General features: G+C 69.2%; 21 protein-coding genes. 13 read left to right on the top strand and 8 right to left on the bottom strand.

Going from position 1 to position 19918, the window contains the following annotated elements; all coding sequences use genetic code 11:
- Positions 1 to 9 precede the first annotated feature (9 nt).
- Both ITJ43_RS11255 and ITJ43_RS11250 read right to left on the bottom strand, forming a co-directional pair.
- Positions 10 to 972, bottom strand: coding sequence for a DNA topoisomerase IB (locus ITJ43_RS11255; RefSeq protein WP_194583949.1), 963 nt, complete (start codon positions 970 to 972; stop codon positions 10 to 12).
- Position 973: 1 nt separating this feature from the next.
- Positions 974 to 1243, bottom strand: a complete 270-nt coding sequence (locus tag ITJ43_RS11250) for a Rho termination factor N-terminal domain-containing protein (protein ID WP_194583948.1) — start codon at positions 1241 to 1243, stop codon at positions 974 to 976.
- Positions 1244 to 1351: 108 nt separating this feature from the next.
- On the opposite strand from ITJ43_RS11250, the gene ITJ43_RS11245 reads away from it, so the two are divergent.
- From ITJ43_RS11245 to ITJ43_RS11235, 3 genes are all read left to right on the top strand, one after another.
- Complete coding sequence (locus ITJ43_RS11245) at positions 1352 to 1513, top strand: hypothetical protein (RefSeq protein ID WP_194583947.1); 162 nt, start codon at positions 1352 to 1354, stop codon at positions 1511 to 1513.
- A gap of 166 nt (positions 1514 to 1679) precedes the next feature.
- Positions 1680 to 2561 (top strand): DUF4097 family beta strand repeat-containing protein, encoded by an 882-nt coding sequence (locus ITJ43_RS11240; protein ID WP_194583946.1) that lies wholly within the window; start codon positions 1680 to 1682, stop codon positions 2559 to 2561.
- A gap of 2 nt (positions 2562 to 2563) precedes the next feature.
- Positions 2564 to 3199 (top strand): PadR family transcriptional regulator, encoded by a 636-nt coding sequence (locus ITJ43_RS11235; RefSeq protein ID WP_194583945.1) that lies wholly within the window; start codon positions 2564 to 2566, stop codon positions 3197 to 3199.
- Positions 3200 to 3267: 68 nt separating this feature from the next.
- Here ITJ43_RS11235 and ITJ43_RS11230 read toward each other — a convergent pair whose 3' ends face one another.
- Positions 3268 to 3783: a universal stress protein gene (locus ITJ43_RS11230; RefSeq protein WP_194583944.1), complete on the bottom strand. Its 516-nt coding sequence runs from the start codon at positions 3781 to 3783 to the stop codon at positions 3268 to 3270.
- Positions 3784 to 3950: 167 nt separating this feature from the next.
- Here ITJ43_RS11230 and ITJ43_RS11225 point away from each other — a divergent pair, with 167 nt between their 5' ends.
- Positions 3951 to 4130, top strand: a complete 180-nt coding sequence (locus ITJ43_RS11225; protein WP_005054410.1) for a DUF3073 domain-containing protein — start codon at positions 3951 to 3953, stop codon at positions 4128 to 4130.
- Positions 4131 to 4172: 42 nt separating this feature from the next.
- Here the strand turns inward: ITJ43_RS11225 and ITJ43_RS11220 are convergent, their stop codons facing one another.
- From ITJ43_RS11220 to purM, 3 genes are all read right to left on the bottom strand, one after another.
- The gene (locus tag ITJ43_RS11220; protein ID WP_194583943.1) at positions 4173 to 5426 is read right to left on the bottom strand and encodes a CynX/NimT family MFS transporter; all 1254 of its coding nucleotides are present in this window, start codon (positions 5424 to 5426) and stop codon (positions 4173 to 4175) included.
- Positions 5427 to 5496: 70 nt separating this feature from the next.
- Complete coding sequence (purF, locus tag ITJ43_RS11215) at positions 5497 to 6978, bottom strand: amidophosphoribosyltransferase (protein WP_194583942.1); 1482 nt, start codon at positions 6976 to 6978, stop codon at positions 5497 to 5499.
- Between the two features lie 27 nt (positions 6979 to 7005).
- The gene (purM, locus tag ITJ43_RS11210; protein WP_194583941.1) at positions 7006 to 8118 is read right to left on the bottom strand and encodes a phosphoribosylformylglycinamidine cyclo-ligase; all 1113 of its coding nucleotides are present in this window, start codon (positions 8116 to 8118) and stop codon (positions 7006 to 7008) included.
- 104 nt (positions 8119 to 8222) lie between these two features.
- Between purM and ITJ43_RS11205 the strand changes: the two genes are divergently transcribed.
- On the top strand, positions 8223 to 8834 hold the full coding sequence (locus ITJ43_RS11205) for a zinc-binding alcohol dehydrogenase (protein ID WP_194583940.1): 612 nt from the start codon (positions 8223 to 8225) through the stop codon (positions 8832 to 8834).
- 121 nt (positions 8835 to 8955) lie between these two features.
- Here ITJ43_RS11205 and ITJ43_RS11200 read toward each other — a convergent pair whose 3' ends face one another.
- Positions 8956 to 9282 carry a potassium transporter Trk gene (locus ITJ43_RS11200; RefSeq protein WP_194583939.1) on the bottom strand — a complete coding sequence of 109 codons (327 nt, stop codon included), beginning with the start codon at positions 9280 to 9282 and terminating at the stop codon, positions 8956 to 8958.
- Positions 9283 to 9369: 87 nt separating this feature from the next.
- On the opposite strand from ITJ43_RS11200, the gene ITJ43_RS11195 reads away from it, so the two are divergent.
- From ITJ43_RS11195 to ITJ43_RS11160, 8 genes are all read left to right on the top strand, one after another.
- A complete protein-coding gene (locus ITJ43_RS11195) occupies positions 9370 to 10773 on the top strand; it encodes an NAD(P)/FAD-dependent oxidoreductase (RefSeq protein ID WP_228495791.1) in 1404 nt (467 codons plus the stop codon).
- A 136-nt stretch (positions 10774 to 10909) separates the two neighbouring features.
- On the top strand, positions 10910 to 11062 hold the full coding sequence (locus tag ITJ43_RS11190) for a hypothetical protein (protein ID WP_194584097.1): 153 nt from the start codon (positions 10910 to 10912) through the stop codon (positions 11060 to 11062).
- On the top strand, positions 11062 to 11151 hold the full coding sequence (kdpF, locus tag ITJ43_RS11185; RefSeq protein WP_194583938.1) for a K(+)-transporting ATPase subunit F: 90 nt from the start codon (positions 11062 to 11064) through the stop codon (positions 11149 to 11151). The genes ITJ43_RS11190 and kdpF overlap by 1 nt, the downstream gene beginning before the upstream one ends.
- A complete protein-coding gene (gene kdpA, locus ITJ43_RS11180) occupies positions 11151 to 12839 on the top strand; it encodes a potassium-transporting ATPase subunit KdpA (protein WP_194583937.1) in 1689 nt (562 codons plus the stop codon). The genes kdpF and kdpA overlap by 1 nt, the downstream gene beginning before the upstream one ends.
- A gap of 2 nt (positions 12840 to 12841) precedes the next feature.
- On the top strand, positions 12842 to 15004 hold the full coding sequence (gene kdpB, locus ITJ43_RS11175) for a potassium-transporting ATPase subunit KdpB (protein WP_194583936.1): 2163 nt from the start codon (positions 12842 to 12844) through the stop codon (positions 15002 to 15004).
- A 24-nt stretch (positions 15005 to 15028) separates the two neighbouring features.
- Positions 15029 to 15637 (top strand): potassium-transporting ATPase subunit KdpC, encoded by a 609-nt coding sequence (gene kdpC / locus ITJ43_RS11170; RefSeq protein WP_194583935.1) that lies wholly within the window; start codon positions 15029 to 15031, stop codon positions 15635 to 15637.
- Positions 15638 to 15679: 42 nt separating this feature from the next.
- A complete protein-coding gene (locus ITJ43_RS11165) occupies positions 15680 to 18226 on the top strand; it encodes a DUF4118 domain-containing protein (RefSeq protein ID WP_194583934.1) in 2547 nt (848 codons plus the stop codon).
- 4 nt (positions 18227 to 18230) lie between these two features.
- Complete coding sequence (locus ITJ43_RS11160; RefSeq protein WP_194583933.1) at positions 18231 to 18920, top strand: response regulator; 690 nt, start codon at positions 18231 to 18233, stop codon at positions 18918 to 18920.
- Between the two features lie 35 nt (positions 18921 to 18955).
- Here the strand turns inward: ITJ43_RS11160 and ITJ43_RS11155 are convergent, their stop codons facing one another.
- Positions 18956 to 19918, bottom strand: coding sequence for an SRPBCC family protein (locus ITJ43_RS11155; RefSeq protein WP_194583932.1), 963 nt, complete (start codon positions 19916 to 19918; stop codon positions 18956 to 18958).

The raw sequence follows: 19918 nt of genomic DNA, 5'->3' as shown, positions 1-19918 counted from the left end.
AGTCGCGGCTCACCCCCGCAGAAGCGCGCGGATCGCCGTTTCCGGCGAAATCGACGTGTCGAGCACGACGCCCCGTCGGTACCGCGAGAACACCCGTGGGTCGATGTACGAACCCTTGGCGACCGTCGGGGTGTTGCCCAGTGCCTGGGCGGCGGCCTCGACCGCACGAACCTCCGCGCGCTTGCGCTCGGTCTTGCTGGACGCGGGTCCGGTGCGCGCGAGCTCCTCCGCGGCTCGGATCGTGCCGCGGAGCGTGCGGAAGTCTTTGGCGGTGAAGGTGCCGCCGGTCATCGTCCGCACGTACACGTTGACGTCCCGCGGGCTCAGTGGCACGCGACGCCGACCGCGCGCGTAGGCCAGCAACGGCGCCGCGGGACGGCCGGCCGCAAGCAGAGAGATGACGGCGGCGAGGTCGGCGTCGTCGATGTCGAGGCTCTGTCGCTTGCCGCTCTTGCCAGGAAAGCGCAGGCTGGTGATGCTGCCCTCCACGGCGGCATCCCGGCGCTGCAGTGTCGTCAGCCCGCGGCTGCCGTGCGCGGAGAAGTACCGCTCGCTGCCGACGCGGGGCGCCGCCCCATCGAGCATCCGAAAAGCAGTGGCCAACACCCGCTCCCGATCGATGCCGTCGCGACGCAGCGACGGGGTGACGCGCGCACGGGCCCGCGGAAGGCGCTCAGCCAGGTCGAGAGCGCGGGCGTACTTTCCCTTGTCGCGGCGGGCCGACCAGTCGGGATGGTAGAGGTACTGCATACGCCCCGCGTCGTCGATGCCCGTCGCCTGGATGTGCGCATTCGCGGCCGCGGCGATCCACACATCGCTCCACGCCGGGGGGATGACCATTCCGGCGATGCGCTCGCGTTCGTCGGGCGGAACCGCCGATCCGTCGGCGTCGACGTAGCGGAAGCCCGACCCGGAGCGCACACGGCGGTAGCCGAGGTCGCGGCCGGGCCGGACCTTTCGCAAGCGCGGCACGTCAGCAATCGCGGAGCATGTCGATCAACTCCGCCTTCCGTTTGCCCGAGTAGCCGCGGATGCCGAGTTCTTTCGCTCGGCCGCGTAATTCGGCGACCGACCAGTCGTCGTACGATCCCGATTCGCCGCCGCGTGCCCCGACGGCTCTGCGACCGTCTCGGGCCGCCGCGTTCGAGATGCGCGCGGCTTTCTGCTTCGATGCGCCGTCCTTGCGGAGCTCTTCGTACAGCTCCGGGTCCTTCAAGGAGGGAGGCGTTCTGTTTTGGGGCATATATCGGCCCTATCGCAGATGAGACGGGACTGGCAAGGGGGGTGCCCGAGTCCACGATCGCGACTACGTTCAGGGGGTCATGGAGTCCCCCGAGAATGGAGCAATCACATGAATCTCGCTCTGATCATCATCATCGTCGTCGCCATCGTGCTGGCCATTGTGGGCGGTATGAACGCCGCCCTGAACTGGTTGCTGTGGGTCGCTCTGATCGTCGGCGTCATCGCCATCATCGCGTTCCTGCTGCGACTTGTGCGCGGCGGTCGCGCATAACAGCACCGCTTCACCGGACACCGCGCCGGCTCACCCTCGGGTGAGTCGGCGCGCGTCTGTGTACTGCGGGATGCCGCGTCTCTCACCCTTGGCAGCTCGAGATATATCGTGTTACTCTCGTTGCAACGCGATATATCTCGAATCGCCCGGAACCAGGAGAGAACCCATGACACTCGAGAAGTGGCTCATCAAGCCGGGCGAGACCCGGGTGATCGACCTCGAAGACATCCGCAAACTCAAGATCGGCCTCGTCGGCGGCCAGATCGACGTCGTCGCGCACGACGAACCCGGCGTCCGCATCGAAGTGCACGCCGTGACCATCAAAGACCTTCGCATCGAAGCGTCGGGCGACGTCGTCGAGATCGACCACCCGCAGTTGCGCTGGGACAACTTCCTCGAGGTGTTCCGCAATTTCGGTTCCGGCGGGCCGAAAGCCGAGATCAGCGTCGCGGTTCCCCGCGGCATCCTTCTGAACCTCGGCGTCGTGTCGGCGAGCGCGCTCGTGTCGGGGCTCGCATCGGGCGCTCGCCTCAACACCGTGTCGGGCGACATCATCGTCGACGGCCTCACCGGGGATCTCTCCGTCAACGCCGTCTCGGGCGACGTGCAGATCCGCGGGCTCGACGGCTCACTCAGCGCCAACTCGGTGTCGGGCGAGGTGGCGGCCACCGGCAGCATCCGCAAGGCCACGATCGACACGGTCTCGGGCGGCATGCTCGTCGATTCGACCGGCCGTGTCGACGTCGTCAGCCTCAACACCGTGTCGGGCGACGCCACCGTGCGCCTCGACGAGGGGCACCCCGCAAACTTCGTGCTGCGCAGCGTCAGCGGTCGCCTGATGGTCGACGGCGTCAAGCGGTCGACCTCGGGCCCGTCCAACTACGTCGACTCGGTCGGCGAGCTCAGCGGCAGCTTCGCCGACGTGCGCGCCAACTCGGTGTCGGGCGACGTGACGGTTCTGCGGCGTGCGACGGCGGCGCCGGATGCCGCGGCATCCACACCCGCCGAAGACGCCCCCGAGTGGGCGACCCCCGCAGAGGAGGCGTGACGATGCCCCCCGTCTTCTCGCACGGCGATCTGCGCCTGTACCTGCTGAACCTTCTCGACGAGTCGCCGCGGCACGGGTACGACCTCATGCAGGCCCTCTCCGATCGCACGGGCGGTACGTACACGCCGAGTGCGGGCACGATCTATCCGCGGCTGTCGAAGCTCGAGGAGGAGGGTCTCGTGACGAAGGTCGTCGACGGCCGGAAGACCGTGTACGAGATCACCGCCGCCGGCCGAGCCGAGGTCGCCGCCCGCGCACACGAACTGGAGGGCATCGAGGCCGGCCTTGCCGACAGCGTGCGCCTGATCGCCGATGAGGTGCGTGGCAGTGTGCGCGAGGCGATGAAGAGTCTGCGTGCCGATCTCGCCGCTTCTGCCCAGTCGGAACGCGACCAAGCCGAACGCGACCGGGCGGCCGGGCGCGCCTCGGCATCCACGGGACCGGCGGATGACGCGCGCACCGCGTCACGCGAGCAGATGCGACGCGCCGAGGCGATCGTGGGCGAGTTCCGCGCCACCGTGCGCGCCGACCTGCGCACCCATCTGGCCCACGGCGGCGACCTGGGAGCCTCGGTGGTGGATGATCTGTCACGAGCGCTCGACGAGGCGCTGTCCACCCTTACCCGGGCCCTGCGCTAGCCCCGCCCAGTTCCGCGAGCGGGGTTGGTGGGCGCTGGCGGAAATGGTCGGCGCACGCCGGTGAAGGGTCAGGCAGGCCAGAGTTCCTCGTCGTCGCCGACCGGGTCTTCCAGCGGCACGACCAGGATCGGGCGCGACTGGCGGTGGGCGAGGCGCGCCGCCACCGAGCCCGTGAAGAACTCGCGGATCGACTCTCCGAGTCCGCGCCGCCGGGTGCCGACCACGATCAGTCGAGCCTGCGCACGCTCCGCCAGATGCTTGATGGCGAGGGCCGGGTCACCGACGAGCTGGGTGACGGTCCATTCGACACCCGCCCCCTCCAGCGCCGACTCTGCATCGTGTTGCACGGCCCTCAGTTGCATCTCGCCCACGGCGATGTCGACGTCGATCGGCGCGGAATGCACGTACCCGTCGGGATCCTCGTAGGTGACGAACCTCGTCACATCCACGTGCGCCACGATGAGCGGGGCGCCGAAGAGTTTCGCGTAACGCGCCGCTTCCTTGAAGACACGCGGCGGTTGGCCGGGAATCGCACCGACGATCACCGCGCGCAGGGGGACCGGATTCTCGTCGATATCGGTCATGACACCCTTCCCGTCCTCCCCCGCACCGCAGAGGCGCCGAGGGCACCGTGTTATTCTGAATGCTACTCTTCCCGGCAAGATGCCGGATCGTCAACCGCATCGTGAATGCGCCGGACCAAAGTGCGGAACACCGCATCGTCCGTGACTCAGAAATGAGGGGGTCTCGCATGGGGCGTGGCCGTCAGAAAGCGAAGCACACCAAGATCGCTCGCGAGCTGAAGTACGACACGTACAACGTGAACTACTCCGCGCTCGAAAAGGAGCTTGGACACCACGAGGAAGACCCGTACGTCGACAAGTGGGCAGATCAGTATGCCGACGACGAGGACGAGCTCGAAACAGCCTGACGTCTGTTCGTTGCGTCGTCGGTCGACCGTGAACGGTGCGCGTCACCACGCGCCGTGGCGACGTTCCCACTCGTCCTCGATCGTCCGCGGACGTGAGACGACCAGGCCGATCGGCAGGGTCGCGAGGAAGAGGATGCCGAAGACCACCAGCACCGGCTGCCAGCTCCCGGTCGCCTCATGGACGACCGCGAACATCAACGGGAACAGCGCCGCGATCGCGTAGCCGACGCTTTGGGCGAAGCCGCTCAACGCCACCGCGCCCTCGTGGGTGCGCGAACGCAGCTGGATGAGCACCAGCACAGCGGGAAAGAGCGCCTGAGGGGCGCCGAGCAGCACCACCCACAGCACCGTCGCAGCGGCGGGCGCGAGGACCATTCCGAGCACCCCGGCGACTCCGGCGGTGAGGGCGACGGCGTAGATCACGCCGACGCGACGCCACCGGGTGATCACGATCGGGACGATGATCGACCAGGGCAGTCCCATGGCCCCGAACAGCGACAGCAGGGCGCCGGCTTGGGCATGCGAGACGCCGGCGATGTCGACGAGAACGACCGGCAACCAAGCGAAGCAGGCGTACACGCTCGCCGCCGAGACACCGAAGCTGCCGGCGATCGCCCATGCCAGCGGCAGGCGAGGCAGGCGTCTGAGCACACCGGGTGCGGGTGCGTCGATCTCGATCGCGCCGGTCGCGACCTCGGGGTCCGCCGGTGACGGCATGCGCGAGCGCACGACGAGAGACACCCACGGAACGACGGCGACGAGGGCGAGCACCGACCACATCCCCAGCGAGAATCGCCAGCCCGCGGCATCCGCCACGGGCACCGCGACCAGCGGCGGCAGGAACGCCGCCACCGACAGCAGCGACGAGTACACCGCCGTCATCGTGCCGATCCGCTCGGGGAAGTAGGCCTTGATGAGGGGCGGCAGCACCACGTTTCCCACACCGACAGCCGCGAACAGCACCGTCGTCGCGATGAGCAGGCCCACCGCGTCGGCCGCGTTCGCGCGCGCGACCAGCGCCCCGGCGGCGACGATCATGGATGCCGCGGCCAGCCGCTCCAGTCCGAAGCGTCGCTCGAGCGCGGGCGTGACGATGCCGAACACCGCGAAACACACCGGCGGAGCCATGCCGATGAGACCCAGAATCCCGGTGGGCACGGGGAAATCGACCTGGATCTCGGAGATGATCGGCGACAGCGCGGCCACCGCGGAACGCAGCGAGAACGCGACGAAGACGACGCCGACCAGCGCGAGCATGCGGCCCCGCCAGAGGGAACGGGGGCGGGGAGCAGTCACTCGACCAAGCCTACGAGGGACTCAGGACGTTACGGCTCGCTGCGCTCAACGAACGGGGGTGAGCGACGGGTCAGCTCTCCTGGGTGCCTTCGACCCAGGCGAGGTATTCCTCCGACACCGTGCCGGTGATGTACCGGCCGTCGAAGCAGCTCATGTCGAGGTCTTCGACATCGGGGGCGCCCTCGAGGATCGCCGCCTTCAGGTCGTCGATCTCCTGGTAGACCATGTAGTCGGCACCGAGCTCCTCGGCGATCTCGGGAATCGTGCGGCCGTGGGCGACGAGCTCGTGACGCGACGGCATGTTGATGCCATAGACGTGCGGGAAGCGTACCGGCGGCGCGGCCGACGCGAAGGTCACGCTCTTGGCCCCGGCATCGCGCGCCATCTGGATGATCTCTTTCGAGGTCGTCCCACGCACGATCGAGTCGTCGATGAGCAGCACGTTCTTGCCCTTGAACTCGCTCGACATGGCGTTGAGCTTCTGGCGCACGCTCTTCTTGCGCACGGCCTGACCGGGCATGATGAACGTCCGGCCGACATAGCGGTTCTTGTAGAAGCCCTCGCGGTACTCGATGCCGAGCTTTCGTGCGACCTGCATCGCCGCCGGCCGTGAGCTGTCGGGAATGGGCATGACGACGTCGATGCTGCCGCTGGGGGTGTACTTAGCGATGGTGTCGGCGAGGCGCTCACCCATGCGCAGGCGGGCCTCGTACACCGAGATGCCGTTCATGATCGAGTCGGGACGCGCCAGATACACGTACTCGAACGAGCACGGCACCAGCTGCGGGTTCGCGGCGCACTGCTGCGTGTGCAGGCGCCCGTCCAGGTCGATGAATACGGCCTCGCCGGGCTCCACATCGCGGACGACCTCGAAGCCGCCGTTCTCGAGAACGAGCGACTCCGACGCGACGATCCACTCATAGCGCCCCGTCGGGGTGCCTGCGGCATCCAGCGCGGGACGCGTGCCGAGGATGAGGGGGCGGATGCCGAAGGGGTCGCGGAACGCGAGCAGACCGTAGCCAGCGATCAACGCGATGGTCGCGTACGAGCCCTCGACGCGCTCGTGCACCCGCGTGACGGCCTGGAAGATCTGCGCCGGATCGAGCTCGAGTCCCGAGATCGACGCCTGCAACTCGTTGGCCAGCACGTTGACGAGCAGCTCGGTGTCGGAGCTCGTGTTCAGGTGCCGGCGGTCTTTGCTGAACAGCTCTTCGGTCAGCTCACGCGTGTTGGTGAGGTTGCCGTTGTGCACCAGCACGATGCCGTACGGGGCGTTCACATAGAACGGCTGCGCTTCTTCTTCGCTCGACGCGGTGCCCTTGGTGGCGTACCGCACGTGGCCGAGCCCGATCTCACCGAGGAGGGCGCGCATGTCGCGCGTGCGGAACGCCTCGCGCACCTGCCCCTTGGCCTTGAACAGGTGGAAGACGCCGTTCGACTCGGCTGTGGCGATGCCGGTGGAGTCCTGACCGCGGTGCTGCAGCAGCAGGAGCGAGTCGTAGATGTCCTGGTTGACCCGGCCCTGTCCGACGACGCCGACGATTCCGCACATATGGTGTTGCTCGATCCGTTTCTGCGCCTAGACGGCGGATGAGTATGCGCCGACCAGGCGCACGGCTCCGCCGTCGACGCCCTTGGCACCCTGCTCGAACTGTCCGTCTGGCCGGGCGCCGTCGCGCACGACGCCGACCTGCCAGGTCGCGATGCCGATGTCCGACAGAAGGGATGCCGCGGCATCCGCCTGATCGGCCGAGACGACGGCCACGAAGCCGACGCCGAGATTCCAGGTGCCTTCGGTGTCTTCCAGGCGCAGGCCGCCGAGATCGGCGAGCACGCGGAAGACCGGGGTGGGCGACCACGTCGAGCGGTCGACCTCGACCCACGCGTGCGGAGGCAGCACGCGGGCCAGGTTGGCGGCGATGCCGCCGCCGGTGACGTGGCTGAGCGCGTGCACCGCGCCCGGCAGCTGAGTGAGGAGGTTCAGCAGGGGCAGCGTGTACAGGCGCGTCGGCTCGAGCAGCTCCTCGCCCCACGTACGCCCGAACTCCGCCGCGTGCGCACCGTAGTTGACGCCCTTGCCGGCCACGATGTGTCGGATGAGCGAGTACCCGTTGGAGTGGGGGCCGCTGGATGCCAGGGCCAGCACCACATCACCGGTCTGCACGCGCTCCGCGCCGAGGACGTCACCGGCCTCGACGGCACCGGTCGCCGCACCCGCCACGTCGTAGTCGTTGATGCCGAGCAGGCCCGGGTGCTCGGCGGTCTCGCCGCCCACGAGAGCGGTGCCGGTCTGCTCGCACCCGAATGCGATGCCGCGAACGATATCGGCGATGCGCTCGGGGAAGACCTTGCCGCAGGCGATGTAGTCGGTCATGAAGAGCGGCTTCGCGCCTACCACCACGATGTCGTCGACGACCATGCCGACGAGGTCCTGGCCGATCGTGTCGTGCTTGTCGATCGCCTGAGCGATCGCGACCTTCGTGCCGACGCCGTCGGTCGAGGTGGCGAGCAACGGCTGCGTGTAGGCCCGGAGCGCGGAGGCGTCGAACAGGCCGGCGAACCCGCCTACACCGCCCCAGACCTCGGGTCCATGCGTACGACGAACGGCCGACTTCATCAGTTCGACGGCGAGATCGCCCGCCGCAGTGTCGACGCCGGCTTCGGAATAGGGATTCTGTGGGGCTTCTGCCACGCGAACAGCCTAGCGGCAGCCTCGACGGTCGCGGACCGATCGTGCTCGCGCCATCGCGGACGCCACCCTGTCGCCCGCGGAACGCGCTTGCCTAGGATGGCGACATGGCAGCCGCGGCGGGACCGGAGTGGATCATCCGCGAAGACGCGAGCCTGCCGGTGCTCGTCGCCCTGTATCTGCGCCACGTGCTCGGCACCCGGTTTCCGGAAGAGCTGCCGCATCTTCGGGCGATCGCGCCGACGCCTGCCACGACGGCCGGCGAGTACGACGACCGGTCGTCGATCGAACGGCAATGGCGCGCGTACTGGGACCTGACGGTCGAGCCGCAGGCCAACCCCTCCCCCGTGCCCCTGGAGCTGATCGACGGCTTCGAGACGTATGTGGCGCTCCCGGTCGAGGGCTTCGCCGCGCTGCAGGCGTCTATCGAGCCGCACGCGGCGGATGCCGTCGCGTACGCCCGCACCGCAAACGAACGCTACCGGGCGAGCGTGGGCAGCGGCGCGTCGTATCGCGCCTACGCGAGTGCCATCGCGGAGCATGAACGCGTCGTCGGGCGCCGGGCGCACTCGTTCGAGCTGAACGTGCAGGTGCTGCCGTTCACCCAACGCGGCGTGTGGTGGATCGGCGCCCTGACGGTCGCGGTGACCGACGGACTGCGCGGCGACATCGCCGAGTTCGATGCGGCGATCGGTCCGATCATCGCGGACATCGCGTGACTGCGGCATCCTTCGGGGCGTCCGCCGCCCGACGACAGGCGATCGCCCGGACACAGGCGAACCCGTCGCGAATCTTCCTGTCCCCGGCAGATCGCCTGTTACCGGGCGCAGCGACGGAGGACTACTCGGCGTCGTCGACGGTGATGATCTCGCGGTCGACGCGCACCTCGCGGGTGCGCCGTGCGAGGGCGCGGTCGATCACGAGCGCGACGACGCCGCCGATCGCGACACCGATCGGGATGGCGAACAGGCACACGAAGCCGAAGACCTGCGTGGTCGAGTACGAGACACCGGTGCTGGCGCTCACGTTCTCGCTGCCGTTGAAGCCGAAGGTGAGCACGAGGGCGGCGAGGATGCCGAGGGCAGCACCCCCGACCAGGAACACCGTGTACCGCGGGCTACGCCGCACGTAGGCGGTCTCGATGCGGTGCGCGGCGGAAGGGCTCATGGCTCCATTGTTCCACTCCGGGCCATTCAACAGGCTCGGAGACTGCTGCGGCAGGAGCCGGTCGGGTGAGCGGGGTAATCTGCGGCTATGACGGCATCCGGACCTCTCTCCCACGACGACCGCCACCGACCCGACTTGTCGGCGAGACCCCACGTCATCATCGTGGGCGGCGGCTTCGCGGGAATCAGTGCCGCCACCGCCCTGCGCCACGCGCCGGTGCGGGTGACCCTCATCGATCGTCGCGTCTACAACACCTTCCAGCCGCTGCTGTATCAGGTGGCCACCGGCGGCCTGAACCCGGGCGACGTCACGCACTTCCTCCGCAGCCTGCGGCTGCGCCAGCCCAACCTCGAAGTCGTGCACGAGCACCTCATGGAAATCGATACCGATGCGCGCCGCGTGCGCCTGCTCGACGGCCAGGAGATGTCGTACGACTACCTCCTCATCGCCAACGGCGTCACGACCGCCTATCACGGCACGCCGGGCGCCAAGGAGAACTCCTTCGCGGTGTACTCCCGCTCGCAGGCGATCACGATCCGCGACACCCTCTTCACACGACTCGAACGCGCCGCCGTGCGCGACGACCGCAGCAAGGGGCTGTCGGTCGTCGTCATCGGGGGCGGACCGACGGGTATCGAGATGGCGGGCGCCCTCGCCGAGCTGCGCGATCAGGGCCTCGAGCCGGCCTACCCCGAGCTCGACGGCGATGCGTTCCGCATCACGCTCGTACAGCGCAGTGAGATCCTGAAGCCGTTCGTTCCCAAGCTCCGCGAGTACGCCGCGGCGCAGCTGCGGCGCCGCGACGTGGAACTGCGCCTGGGTGCCGGCGTCGACAAGGTGCTCCCCGATGCCGTCGTGCTCTCCGACGGCAGCGTGCTGCCCAGCGACCTGACGATCTGGGCGACGGGCGTCGCCCCCCACGAGGAAGTGCGCGAGTGGAGCCTTCCCCTCGACAAGGGCGACCGCATCCGTGTCGGCGAGGACCTGCAGGTCGAGGGCCTGCCCGGAGTGTTCGCCGCCGGCGACGTCGCGATCGCACCCCAAGACCTCCCCCAGCTCGCCCAGCCGGCGATCCAGGGCGGTGAGCACGTGGCGAAGCAGATCCTGAGAATCATCGCGGGACAGGCCACGGAGCCGTTCGCGTACTACGACAAGGGGCAGCTGGCGATCATCGGCCGCCGCTCCGCGATCGGGGAGCTGCCCGGCGTCGCGAACCTTCCGGGGCTGCACGGCCTCCGGTTCCTCGGAAAGATCCCGCTGCTGCGCAAGACGGTGACGCTCACCGGCTCATTCGCATGGATGACCTGGCTCTTCGTCCACATCACGAGCCTGCTCGGACCTCGCAACAAGTTGACGGTGATGATCGGGCTCGTCGCCCGCTACGGCGTGCACCTGTACCGGGCTCCGGTGCCGATCGTCGGCGATGTGCCGGCCATCCGCCCGTCGAAGGCACAACGGCGCCAGCGGGCCGCGAAGCCGTCGACCGACTGAGCGCCGCGCGTTTCGAGCCGGCGCAGCGCGTCGAAACGCAGAACCCCGTGAGCGAGCCGTGAGGACTGTGGCCACCCCCGTAGGGAAAGCGTAAGGACCGCAGAAACGGTCGTATCGCGGGAGTTGGATCGGAGCCGTGCCCATCGTGGGCGCCCGCCGAGAGGCCCGGTTCGATCCGGCGTGCGGTCAGTCTCCTGGAGTTGCTGTGCTCGATGTGATCTACGTCGTCGTGACGATCGCGGTGTTCGCGATCGTCGCCCTCGTTGCGAAGGGGGCGGAGCGACTCTGATGGACGTCTTCTCGATCATCGGCGCCGTGCTCGGCATCGCCAGCGTCGTCTACCTCGTCATCGCCCTCGTGAAGCCGGAGCGCTTCTGATGGGCGTCGACACCGCCGACATCTGGTTCGGCGTCCTCCAGATCTCCACCCTGGTCCTGCTGCTCGCGCTGCTCTACCGTCCCGTCGGCGACCTCATCTTCCGCATCTTCACGAGCGAGAAGGATGCCGCCCCGGAGCGCCTCGTCTACCGCCTCATCGGTGTCGATCCCCGTGCGGAGCAGACCTGGCAGGCCTACACCCGCGGCGTCCTCGCCTTCTCACTCATGGGCGTGCTGTTCGTCTACGCCCTCCAGCGGCTGCAGGCGTTGCTTCCCGCATCGCTGGGCCTGCCGGCCGTGCCCGAAGGTCTCGCGTTCAACACCGCGGCATCCTTCGTCACCAACACCAACTGGCAGTCGTACTCCCCCGAAGCGGTCATGGGCTATCTCGTGCAGCTCGCCGGCCTGACGGTGCAGAACTTCGTCTCGGCCGCCGTCGGCATCGCGGTCGCCATCGCGCTGGTGCGCGGCTTCGCGCGGCGTGGCGGGCGCACGATCGGCAACTTCTGGGTCGACCTCGTCCGCGGTACGGGGCGTCTGCTGCTGCCGATGGCCGTCGTGGCGGCCATCGTGCTGCTGGCGGGCGGCGTGATCCAGAACATCAATGGCTTCGTCGACGCGCATACCCTCGCCGGTGCGACGCAGTCGATCCCGGGCGGCCCGGTCGCTTCGCAAGAGGCGATCAAGATGCTCGGCACCAACGGTGGCGGTTTCTTCAACGCCAACTCCGCCCACCCGTTCGAGAACCCCACCCCGTGGACGAACCTCTTCCAGCTGCTGCTGATCCTCGTGATCCCCATCGCTCTGCCTCGCACATTCGGGCGCATGGTCGGCGACAACCGCCAGGGCTACGCGATCCTCGCGGTCATGTCGACCCTCGCGATCGCGTCGATCGCCGCGGTCAGCGCCCTCGAAGTCATCGGCCACGGCACCGCCCCGCAGCTCGCGGGTGGTGCGATGGAAGGCAAGGAGCAACGCTTCGGCATCATCGGTTCCGCGCTCTACGCCGCCGTGACGACCCTGACGTCGACCGGCGCCGTCAACTCCATGCACGACTCGTTCACCGCGGGCGGCGGGATGATCCCGATGGTCAACATGATGCTCGGCGAGGTGGCTCCCGGCGGCGTCGGCTCGGGCCTGTACGGCATGCTCGTGCTCGCGATCATCGCGGTGTTCGTGGGCGGCCTGCTGGTCGGGCGCACACCGGAATATCTCGGCAAGAAGATCGGCCCCACGCAGATCAAGCTCGCGAGCCTGTACATCCTCGTCACGCCCACCCTGGCTCTGGCCGGCACGGCGCTGAGCTTCGGCATCCCCGCTGTGCGGGCCGACGTCGAGGCGACGTCGATCCTGAACCCCGGCATCCACGGGATGAGCGAAGTGCTCTACGCCTTCACGTCGGCGGCCAACAACAACGGTTCGGCCTTCGCGGGCCTCACCGCCAACACGCCGTGGCTGAACACCGCGCTCGGTGTCGTCATGCTCCTCGGGCGCTTCGTGCCGATCGTGCTGGTGCTCGCCCTGGCGGGCTCCCTCGCCGCGCAGCAGCGTGTTCCGTCGACGGCGGGCACCCTGCCCACGCATCGCCCGCAGTTCGTCGGCCTGCTCGTCGTCGTCACGATCGTGATCTCGGCACTCACCTATTTCCCCGTTCTCGCGCTGGGTCCCCTGGCAGAAGGTCTTTCCTGATCATGAACACGACCGCCCCGGTCATCGACCGTCCCTCCGCCGAGGACGACACCACCTCGTCGGCTCCCGCCGCCCGCCGCGCCTTCGGGTGGGCGCAGCTGGTCACCGCCCTTCCCGGCGCCCTTCGCAAGCTCAATCCCGCCGAGCTGTGGCGCAGCCCCGTCATGTTCCTCGTGTGGGTGGGCGCGGCCCTCACAACCGCCATCGCGGTCGCCGAACCGTTCCTCGGCGGCCCGCAGAGCTCGGGCGGCACCCCCGTTCCCGCCGGCTTCACGTGGGGCATCGCCGTCTGGCTCTGGCTCACCGTGCTGTTCGCCAACCTGGCCGAGTCGGTGGCCGAAGGCCGCGGCAAGGCCCAGGCGCAGGCCCTGCGCACCACGCGCACCGCCACGATCGCGCACCGGGTGCAGGGCTACGACGCGTCGGCGGATGCCGCGGCCACCTCCGCCGCCACCGAAGACATCGCCTCGTCGGAGCTCTCGCTCGACGACGTGGTCGTCGTCTCGGCCGGTGAGCTCGTACCGGGCGACGGCGACGTCATCTGGGGCATCGCCACGGTCGACGAGTCTGCGATCACCGGCGAATCGGCTCCCGTGGTGCGCGAGTCGGGTGGCGACCGCAGCGCGGTCACCGGCGGCACGCGCGTACTCAGCGACCGCATCGTCGTGCGCATCACATCGCAGCCCGGCCAGACCTTCGTCGACCGGATGATCGCTCTCGTCGAGGGCGCGAACCGTCAGCGCACGCCCAACGAGATCGCCCTCGGCATCCTGCTGGCGAGCCTGTCGATCGTGTTCGTGATCGTCGTGCTGACGCTCAACCCGATTGCGTCGTACGCGGCAAGCCCGGTCAGCATCCCCGTTCTGATCGCCCTGCTCGTCTGCCTCATCCCGACAACGATCGGCGCGCTGCTGTCGGCGATCGGCATCGCCGGAATGGACCGCCTCGTGCAGCACAATGTGCTCGCCATGTCGGGGCGCGCTGTCGAAGCCGCCGGCGACGTGACCACGCTGCTGCTCGACAAGACCGGCACCATCACCTACGGCAACCGTCGCGCGTCGGCGTTCCTGCCCCTGCCGGGCGTCGACGAGAACGACCTCGCGTCGACCGCCGCCCTATCGTCGCTGTCCGACCCGACGCCCGAGGGCGTCTCGATCGTCGAGCTCGCCGCGGTCCGCGGCGTGCAGGTCACGGCCCCCGCGGATGCCGTCGCGGTCCCCTTCACCGCACAGACCCGCATGAGCGGGCTCGACCTGGCCGACGGCACGCAGATCCGCAAGGGCGCCGGCAGCGCGGTACTCGCCTGGATGGAGCAGGCCGGGCCCGTCGCGGCATCCACCCGCGAGGCGCTGCTCACCGATGTCGAAGCGGTGTCGCAGTCGGGCGGCACGCCGCTCGTCGTCGCCGTGCGCGATGCCGGCGGCGCGCGCCTGCAGGGCGTCGTGCACCTGAAGGACGTCGTCAAGGAGGGGCTCGCAGAGCGGTTCACCCAGCTGCGCGCGATGGGCATCCGCACCGTCATGATCACGGGCGACAACCCGCTGACGGCGCGCGCCATCGCCGCCGAGGCAGGCGTGGACGACTTCCTCGCCGAGGCGACACCCGAAGACAAGCTGGCGCTCATCCAGCGCGAGCAGGCCGGCGGTGCCCTCGTCGCGATGACCGGCGACGGCACCAATGACGCCCCCGCGCTCGCCCAGGCCGATGTCGGCGTCGCGATGAACACGGGCACGTCGGCCGCGAAGGAGGCCGGCAACATGGTCGACCTCGACAGCGACCCGACCAAGCTCATCGACATCGTGCGCATCGGCAAGCAGTTGCTCATCACCCGCGGCGCCCTGACCACGTTCTCCCTCGCCAACGACATCGCGAAGTACTTCGCGATCATCCCGGCGATGTTCATGGGGGTCTTCCCCGGACTCGCGGCGCTGAACCTCATGCAGCTGCATTCGCCGGCGTCGGCGGTGACGAGCGCGATCATCTTCAACGCGATCATCATCGTCGTGCTGATCCCGCTCGCCCTGAAGGGTGTCGCTTACCGGCCGGCCAGCGCGTCGCAGATCCTCGGCCGCAACCTCCTCATCTACGGACTGGGCGGCGTGATCGCCCCGTTCATCGGCATCAAGCTCATCGACCTCGTCGTGAGCCTTCTCCCGGGCTTCTGAGCCGGGCTCCTGAAAGGCATCGTCATGTCCACCCGCACCTCCCTCCGTCATCTCGGCGTCGCCGCGCGCACCATGCTGCTCGCCACGGTCGTGCTCGGCCTCGGCTACACCGCGGTGATCACCGGACTCGGCCAGCTCGTGCTGCCCGGGTCGGCCAACGGATCGTTGCTGCGCAGTGCCGACGGCCAGGTCGTCGGCAGCGCCCTGATCGGGCAGTCCTTCACGGATGCCGACGGCGCGGCCCTGCCGCAGTACTTCCAGTCGCGTCCGTCCGCCGCGGGCACCGGCTACGACGGCACCGCGTCGAGCGGCTCGAACCTCGGGCCCGAGAACGCCGACCTCATCGCCTCGATCGGGCAGCGCCAGGCTGCCGTCGCCGTGGCGGACGACGCAGCGACGAGTGACATCCCGGCCGACGCCGTCACGGCATCCGGATCGGGGCTCGACCCGCACATCTCGCCCGCGTACGCCCAGCTGCAGGTCGCCCGCGTGGCCGCGGCCCGCGGGCTCGACCCCGCCGTCGTCTCGGCGATCGTCGCCGAGCACACCACCGGCCGCGACCTCGGGTTCCTGGGCGAGCCGCGGGTGAACGTGCTGGAGCTGAACATCGCGCTCGACGCCGCCCAGCGGTGACCCGCGGTGACTGGGGTGGGCAGCGAGAACTAAGGTGAACGCATGAAGCGCGGCAGGCTGCGGGTACTGCTCGGGGCCGCGCCGGGCGTTGGCAAGACGTACGAGATGCTCACCGAAGGGCGCCGCCTGCTGGGCGACGGCGTTGACGTGGTCGTGGGCATCGTCGAGACCCATGGGCGCGCCGCGACCGCCGCCCAGGCCGCGGGACTGCCGACCCTCGACCGTCGACGCATGCAGCACCGCGACGTCGAACTCGACGAACTCGACGTCGACGCGCTCCTCGCGCGGCATCCCGAGATCGCCCTCGTCGACGAGTTCGCCCATACCAACGCCCCGGGCTCCCGCAACGAGAAGCGCTGGCAAGACGTCGAAGAGCTGCTCGCTGCCGGCATCGATGTCATCACGACCGTCAACGTGCAGCACATCGCCTCCCTCGGCGGGGTGGTCGCGCAGATCACCGGGATCACGCAGCGCGAGACAGTGCCGGATGCCGTGGTGCGCTCGGCCGATCAGATCGAGGTCGTCGACCTCGCGCCGCAATCGCTGCGCGACCGCCTCGCCGCGGGCGCGGTGTACCCCGCCGAGCGCATCGACGCGGCCCTGTCGAACTACTTCCGTCTGGGAAACCTCACCGCCCTGCGCGAACTCGCCCTGCTCTGGCTGGCCGACGAGGTCGACAGCGCGCTCAAGACCTACCGCGAAGAGCACGGCATCACCGGCACGTGGCAGGCCCGCGAACGGGTGGTCGTTGCGCTCACCGGCGGTCCTGAAGGCGACACTCTGCTGCGCCGCGGCGCCCGCATCGCCGCGCGCGCCGCGGGCGGAGAGCTGCTGGCCGTGCACGTGACGACACAGGAAGGCCTGCGCGCAGCAGCGCCGGGAGCACTGGCCGCCCAGCGGGCGCTGGTCGAGTCGTTGGGCGGCAGCTACCACCAGGTCATCGGCGAAGACGTGCCGCGCACGCTCGTCGACTTCGCAAGATCGGTCAACGCCACACAGCTCGTTCTGGGCGCGAGCCGTCGCAGTCGACTGAGCGCGGCCTTCACCGGTCCGGGCATCGGCTCGACGGTCATCCGGGAGTCGGGCGACATCGACGTGCACATCGTCACCCACGCGGCGGCCGGTGGCGTGTTGCACCTGCCCCGCCTCACCGGCGGCGCGCTCGGCTGGCGTCGCCGCATCCTGGGGCTCATCGTCGCCTTCACCGGCGGCCCGCTGCTGTCGTGGCTGCTGTTCTCCACGTCGAACGACGACACGATCACGTCCGACGTGCTCGCCTATCAGTTGCTGGTGGTCGTCGTCGCGCTGATCGGCGGCATCTGGCCGGCGCTCTTCGCCGCCGTGTTGTCGGGACTCACCCTCGACTTCCTCTTCATCCAACCGCGCTTCACGGTCAGCATCGACAAACCCCTTCATGCACTGTCGCTCGTGTTGTACGTCGTGATCGCGATCCTCGTGAGCTGGATCGTCGACCAGGCTGCCCGCCGCACCCGTCGCGCGCGCCGCGCGGCGGCCGAATCGGAGTTGCTGGCCACCGTCTCGGGCAGCGTGCTGCGGGGAGAAAGTGCCGTGCCGGCGCTGATCAGCCGCATCCGCGAAGCCTTCGCCGTGAGCGGGGTGCGCCTGCTGTCCGGAGACGGGTCGACCGGCGAGGTCATCGCGACCGACGGCGAACCGGTGAGCGACGGCCGTGCGGTCTCGGTCGCCGTCGGCACCGACGCCGCGACCGGCGGCCCACGCGCCACCCTGGAACTGCACGGCGGCGACCTCGGCACCCTCGAGAGGCGACTGCTCGACGTGATCACGGCGCAACTTGCCGCCGCGATCGAGCACCGCGATCTCACCCAGACGGCCCGCACCGCCGATGCCCTCGCCGCGACCGACCAGGTGCGCACGGCCCTGTTGTCGGCGGCCAGCCACGACCTGCGACGCCCCCTCGCCGCGGCGATCGCGGCCGTCGGCGGACTGCGCGCGGCGGGATCGTCGCTCAGTGCGGACGACCGCAACGAGCTCATTGCGACGGCCGACGAGTCGCTCGCCTCGCTCGCCTCCCTGGTGACCGATCTGCTGGATGTCAGCCGGGTGCAGGCGGGCGTGCTGGCCGTCTCGTTGGCCTCCGTCGACGTCACCGCCGCGGTGCTCGAAGCCATCGACGAGCTCGGCCTCGGACCCGGCGCCGTCGAACTCGCCCTCGACCCCGACGTGCCGAGCGTGCGCGCCGACCCGGTGCTGCTGCAGCGCGTGGTGGTCAACGTGCTTGCCAACGCGCATCGGTACTCCCCCGAGGGCTCGCGCGTGCGCATCTCGTCGAGCCGGCTCGGCGAGACGGCCCAGCTCCGCATCGTAGACCACGGACCGGGCGTCGCCGCCGAGCGTCAGGACGAGATCTTCGCGCCGTTCCAGCGCCTCGGAGACACCGACAACACGACCGGCCTCGGGCTGGGCCTGGCCCTGTCGAAGGGGTTCACCGAGGGGATGGGCGGCACGCTCGTTCCCGAGACGACGCCCGGCGGCGGACTGACCATGGTCATCTCTTTGCCGGTGGATGCCGCGGCGTCCGACTCTCTCGACTCCGGGCAGGGAGGATGAGAGAGTGAAGATCCTGGTCGCCGACGACGACCCGCAGCTCGTTCGGGCACTGCGGATCACCCTGGCCGCGCACGGTTACGACGTGGTGGCCGCCCCCGACGGTGCCGCGGCGATCGCCCTCGCCGCCCAGCAGCGGCCCGACATCGTCATGCTCGACCTGGGGATGCCGCGACTCGATGGCATCGAGGTGATCCATGCTCTCCGCGGCTGGACGAGCGTGCCGATCCTCGTCGTGTCGGGCCGCACCGGATCGGCCGACAAGGTCGAGGCGCTGGATGCCGGGGCCGACGACTACGTGACCAAGCCCTTCCAGGTCGACGAGCTGCTCGCGCGGCTGCGGGCGCTCGTCCGCCGCAGCGGCGACGGCTCGACACCCTCGAGCGACGCGCCGATCGTCCGTTTCGGAGCGGTGGAGGTCGACCTGGCCGCCACGCGGGTGACCCGCGACGGCGAGGTGGTTCATCTCACGCCGACCGAGTGGCGCATGCTCGAATTTCTGGCGCGCAACCCGGGAACACTCGTGACCCGCCAGACGCTGCTCAAGGACATCTGGGGCACCGATCAGGTCGCCGATTCGGGTTACCTGCGGCTGTACATGTCTCAGCTGCGCAAGAAGCTGGAGCGCGATCCGGCCCGACCCCAGCACCTGCTGACCGAGCAGGGGATGGGCTACCGCCTCGTGCTCGAGGGGTGACCCCCGGGAAGCCGCGTTTCGACTCGCTCCAGGCCCTACCCCGCGACGACCGCCTCGAGACGCGCGTACGAGGCCTCCATACCGTCGGTCATGCCCGTGGCGAGGATCATGTCGCGAGTCTCCTTGTCCGGGTACTCGATCAGCAGGGTCAGCAGCGTTGCGCCGTCCTCTTCGTACAGCTGGAGGTCTTTGAGGGTGGCCGGTCCCGGCATCCCGATCATCTGTTCGGTGGTGACCGCGCGCCACATCGGCTCGCTCAGCACCGTCGAGCCCTCGAAGCCGAAACGCGTGGACTCGTCGTCACCCTGCTGCCAGACGTAGCGGTAGGTGTCGCCGACCTCGCACGCCACGAGCTGCCAGCCGTCGGGGCCGAGCAGCCACTTCTTCAGCAGTTCGGGTTCGTGGTGCGCACGCCAGACGAGCTCGCGCGAACCCTCGATGAGTCGGGTGATGCGCACGTGCTGGTCGGAGAGCAGCTCGGTGCGCGTGCCTTTGCCCTGCGCGTAGTCCCGCAGGTCCTGCAGCACCGCGTCGAGCTGGTTCATCGCCAGGCGCGAGCCCTCGATCGCGCCCATCGCGACGACCTGCTCCAGCGCCTCGAGCGAGGCGAAGTAGGTGGTGTTGGTAAGGCGAGAGCCCTCGGCGGTCGCCTCGAAGGAGAACACCATCCGCATCGAGGGGAAGCCCTCGAGCTTTTCGCCGTCATTGCCGACGAACGAGTCGAGCACTTCGAAGCTGCGTCCGGCGTCGACGTTCAGCACCTCCCACGATCCAGCAGATCGCTCGCCTTTCGGGCTCGTCATGCGGTAGTCCACGCGCCCACCGGGGCGCAGGTCGAACGCGGTGAACGTCGCCGGCCAGCCGGGAGGGCCCCAGAACCGCTCCAGCTGGCGGGGGTCGGTGAAGGCCTCCCAGAGACGGGAGACGGGTGCCGCGGCATCCGCCACGAGCGTCATGGTGAGGTTCTCGGGATCGGTCGTGATGTCGGTGACGGGCAT

The organism is Microbacterium sp. VKM Ac-2870 (assembly GCF_015350795.1).
In the GTDB taxonomy this organism is placed as follows: Bacteria; Actinomycetota; Actinomycetes; order Actinomycetales; family Microbacteriaceae; genus Microbacterium.
The sequence above is the reverse complement of the archived record's forward strand: the minus strand, read 5'-3'. Positions and strand labels throughout refer to the sequence as shown.

Coding starts and splice junctions, on each gene's coding strand:
- ITJ43_RS11250 (WP_194583948.1), bottom strand. CDS start 1,243: ATGCCCCAAAACAGAACGCCTCCCTCCTTGAAGGACCCGGAGCTGTAC.
- ITJ43_RS11245 (WP_194583947.1), top strand. CDS start 1,352: ATGAATCTCGCTCTGATCATCATCATCGTCGTCGCCATCGTGCTGGCC.
- ITJ43_RS11240 (WP_194583946.1), top strand. CDS start 1,680: ATGACACTCGAGAAGTGGCTCATCAAGCCGGGCGAGACCCGGGTGATC.
- ITJ43_RS11235 (WP_194583945.1), top strand. CDS start 2,564: ATGCCCCCCGTCTTCTCGCACGGCGATCTGCGCCTGTACCTGCTGAAC.
- ITJ43_RS11230 (WP_194583944.1), bottom strand. CDS start 3,783: ATGACCGATATCGACGAGAATCCGGTCCCCCTGCGCGCGGTGATCGTC.
- ITJ43_RS11225 (WP_005054410.1), top strand. CDS start 3,951: ATGGGGCGTGGCCGTCAGAAAGCGAAGCACACCAAGATCGCTCGCGAG.
- purF (WP_194583942.1), bottom strand. CDS start 6,978: ATGTGCGGAATCGTCGGCGTCGTCGGACAGGGCCGGGTCAACCAGGAC.
- ITJ43_RS11205 (WP_194583940.1), top strand. CDS start 8,223: ATGGCAGCCGCGGCGGGACCGGAGTGGATCATCCGCGAAGACGCGAGC.
- ITJ43_RS11200 (WP_194583939.1), bottom strand. CDS start 9,282: ATGAGCCCTTCCGCCGCGCACCGCATCGAGACCGCCTACGTGCGGCGT.
- ITJ43_RS11195 (WP_228495791.1), top strand. CDS start 9,370: ATGACGGCATCCGGACCTCTCTCCCACGACGACCGCCACCGACCCGAC.
- kdpF (WP_194583938.1), top strand. CDS start 11,062: ATGGACGTCTTCTCGATCATCGGCGCCGTGCTCGGCATCGCCAGCGTC.
- kdpA (WP_194583937.1), top strand. CDS start 11,151: ATGGGCGTCGACACCGCCGACATCTGGTTCGGCGTCCTCCAGATCTCC.
- kdpB (WP_194583936.1), top strand. CDS start 12,842: ATGAACACGACCGCCCCGGTCATCGACCGTCCCTCCGCCGAGGACGAC.
- kdpC (WP_194583935.1), top strand. CDS start 15,029: ATGTCCACCCGCACCTCCCTCCGTCATCTCGGCGTCGCCGCGCGCACC.
- ITJ43_RS11165 (WP_194583934.1), top strand. CDS start 15,680: ATGAAGCGCGGCAGGCTGCGGGTACTGCTCGGGGCCGCGCCGGGCGTT.
- ITJ43_RS11155 (WP_194583932.1), bottom strand. CDS start 19,918: ATGCCCGTCACCGACATCACGACCGATCCCGAGAACCTCACCATGACG.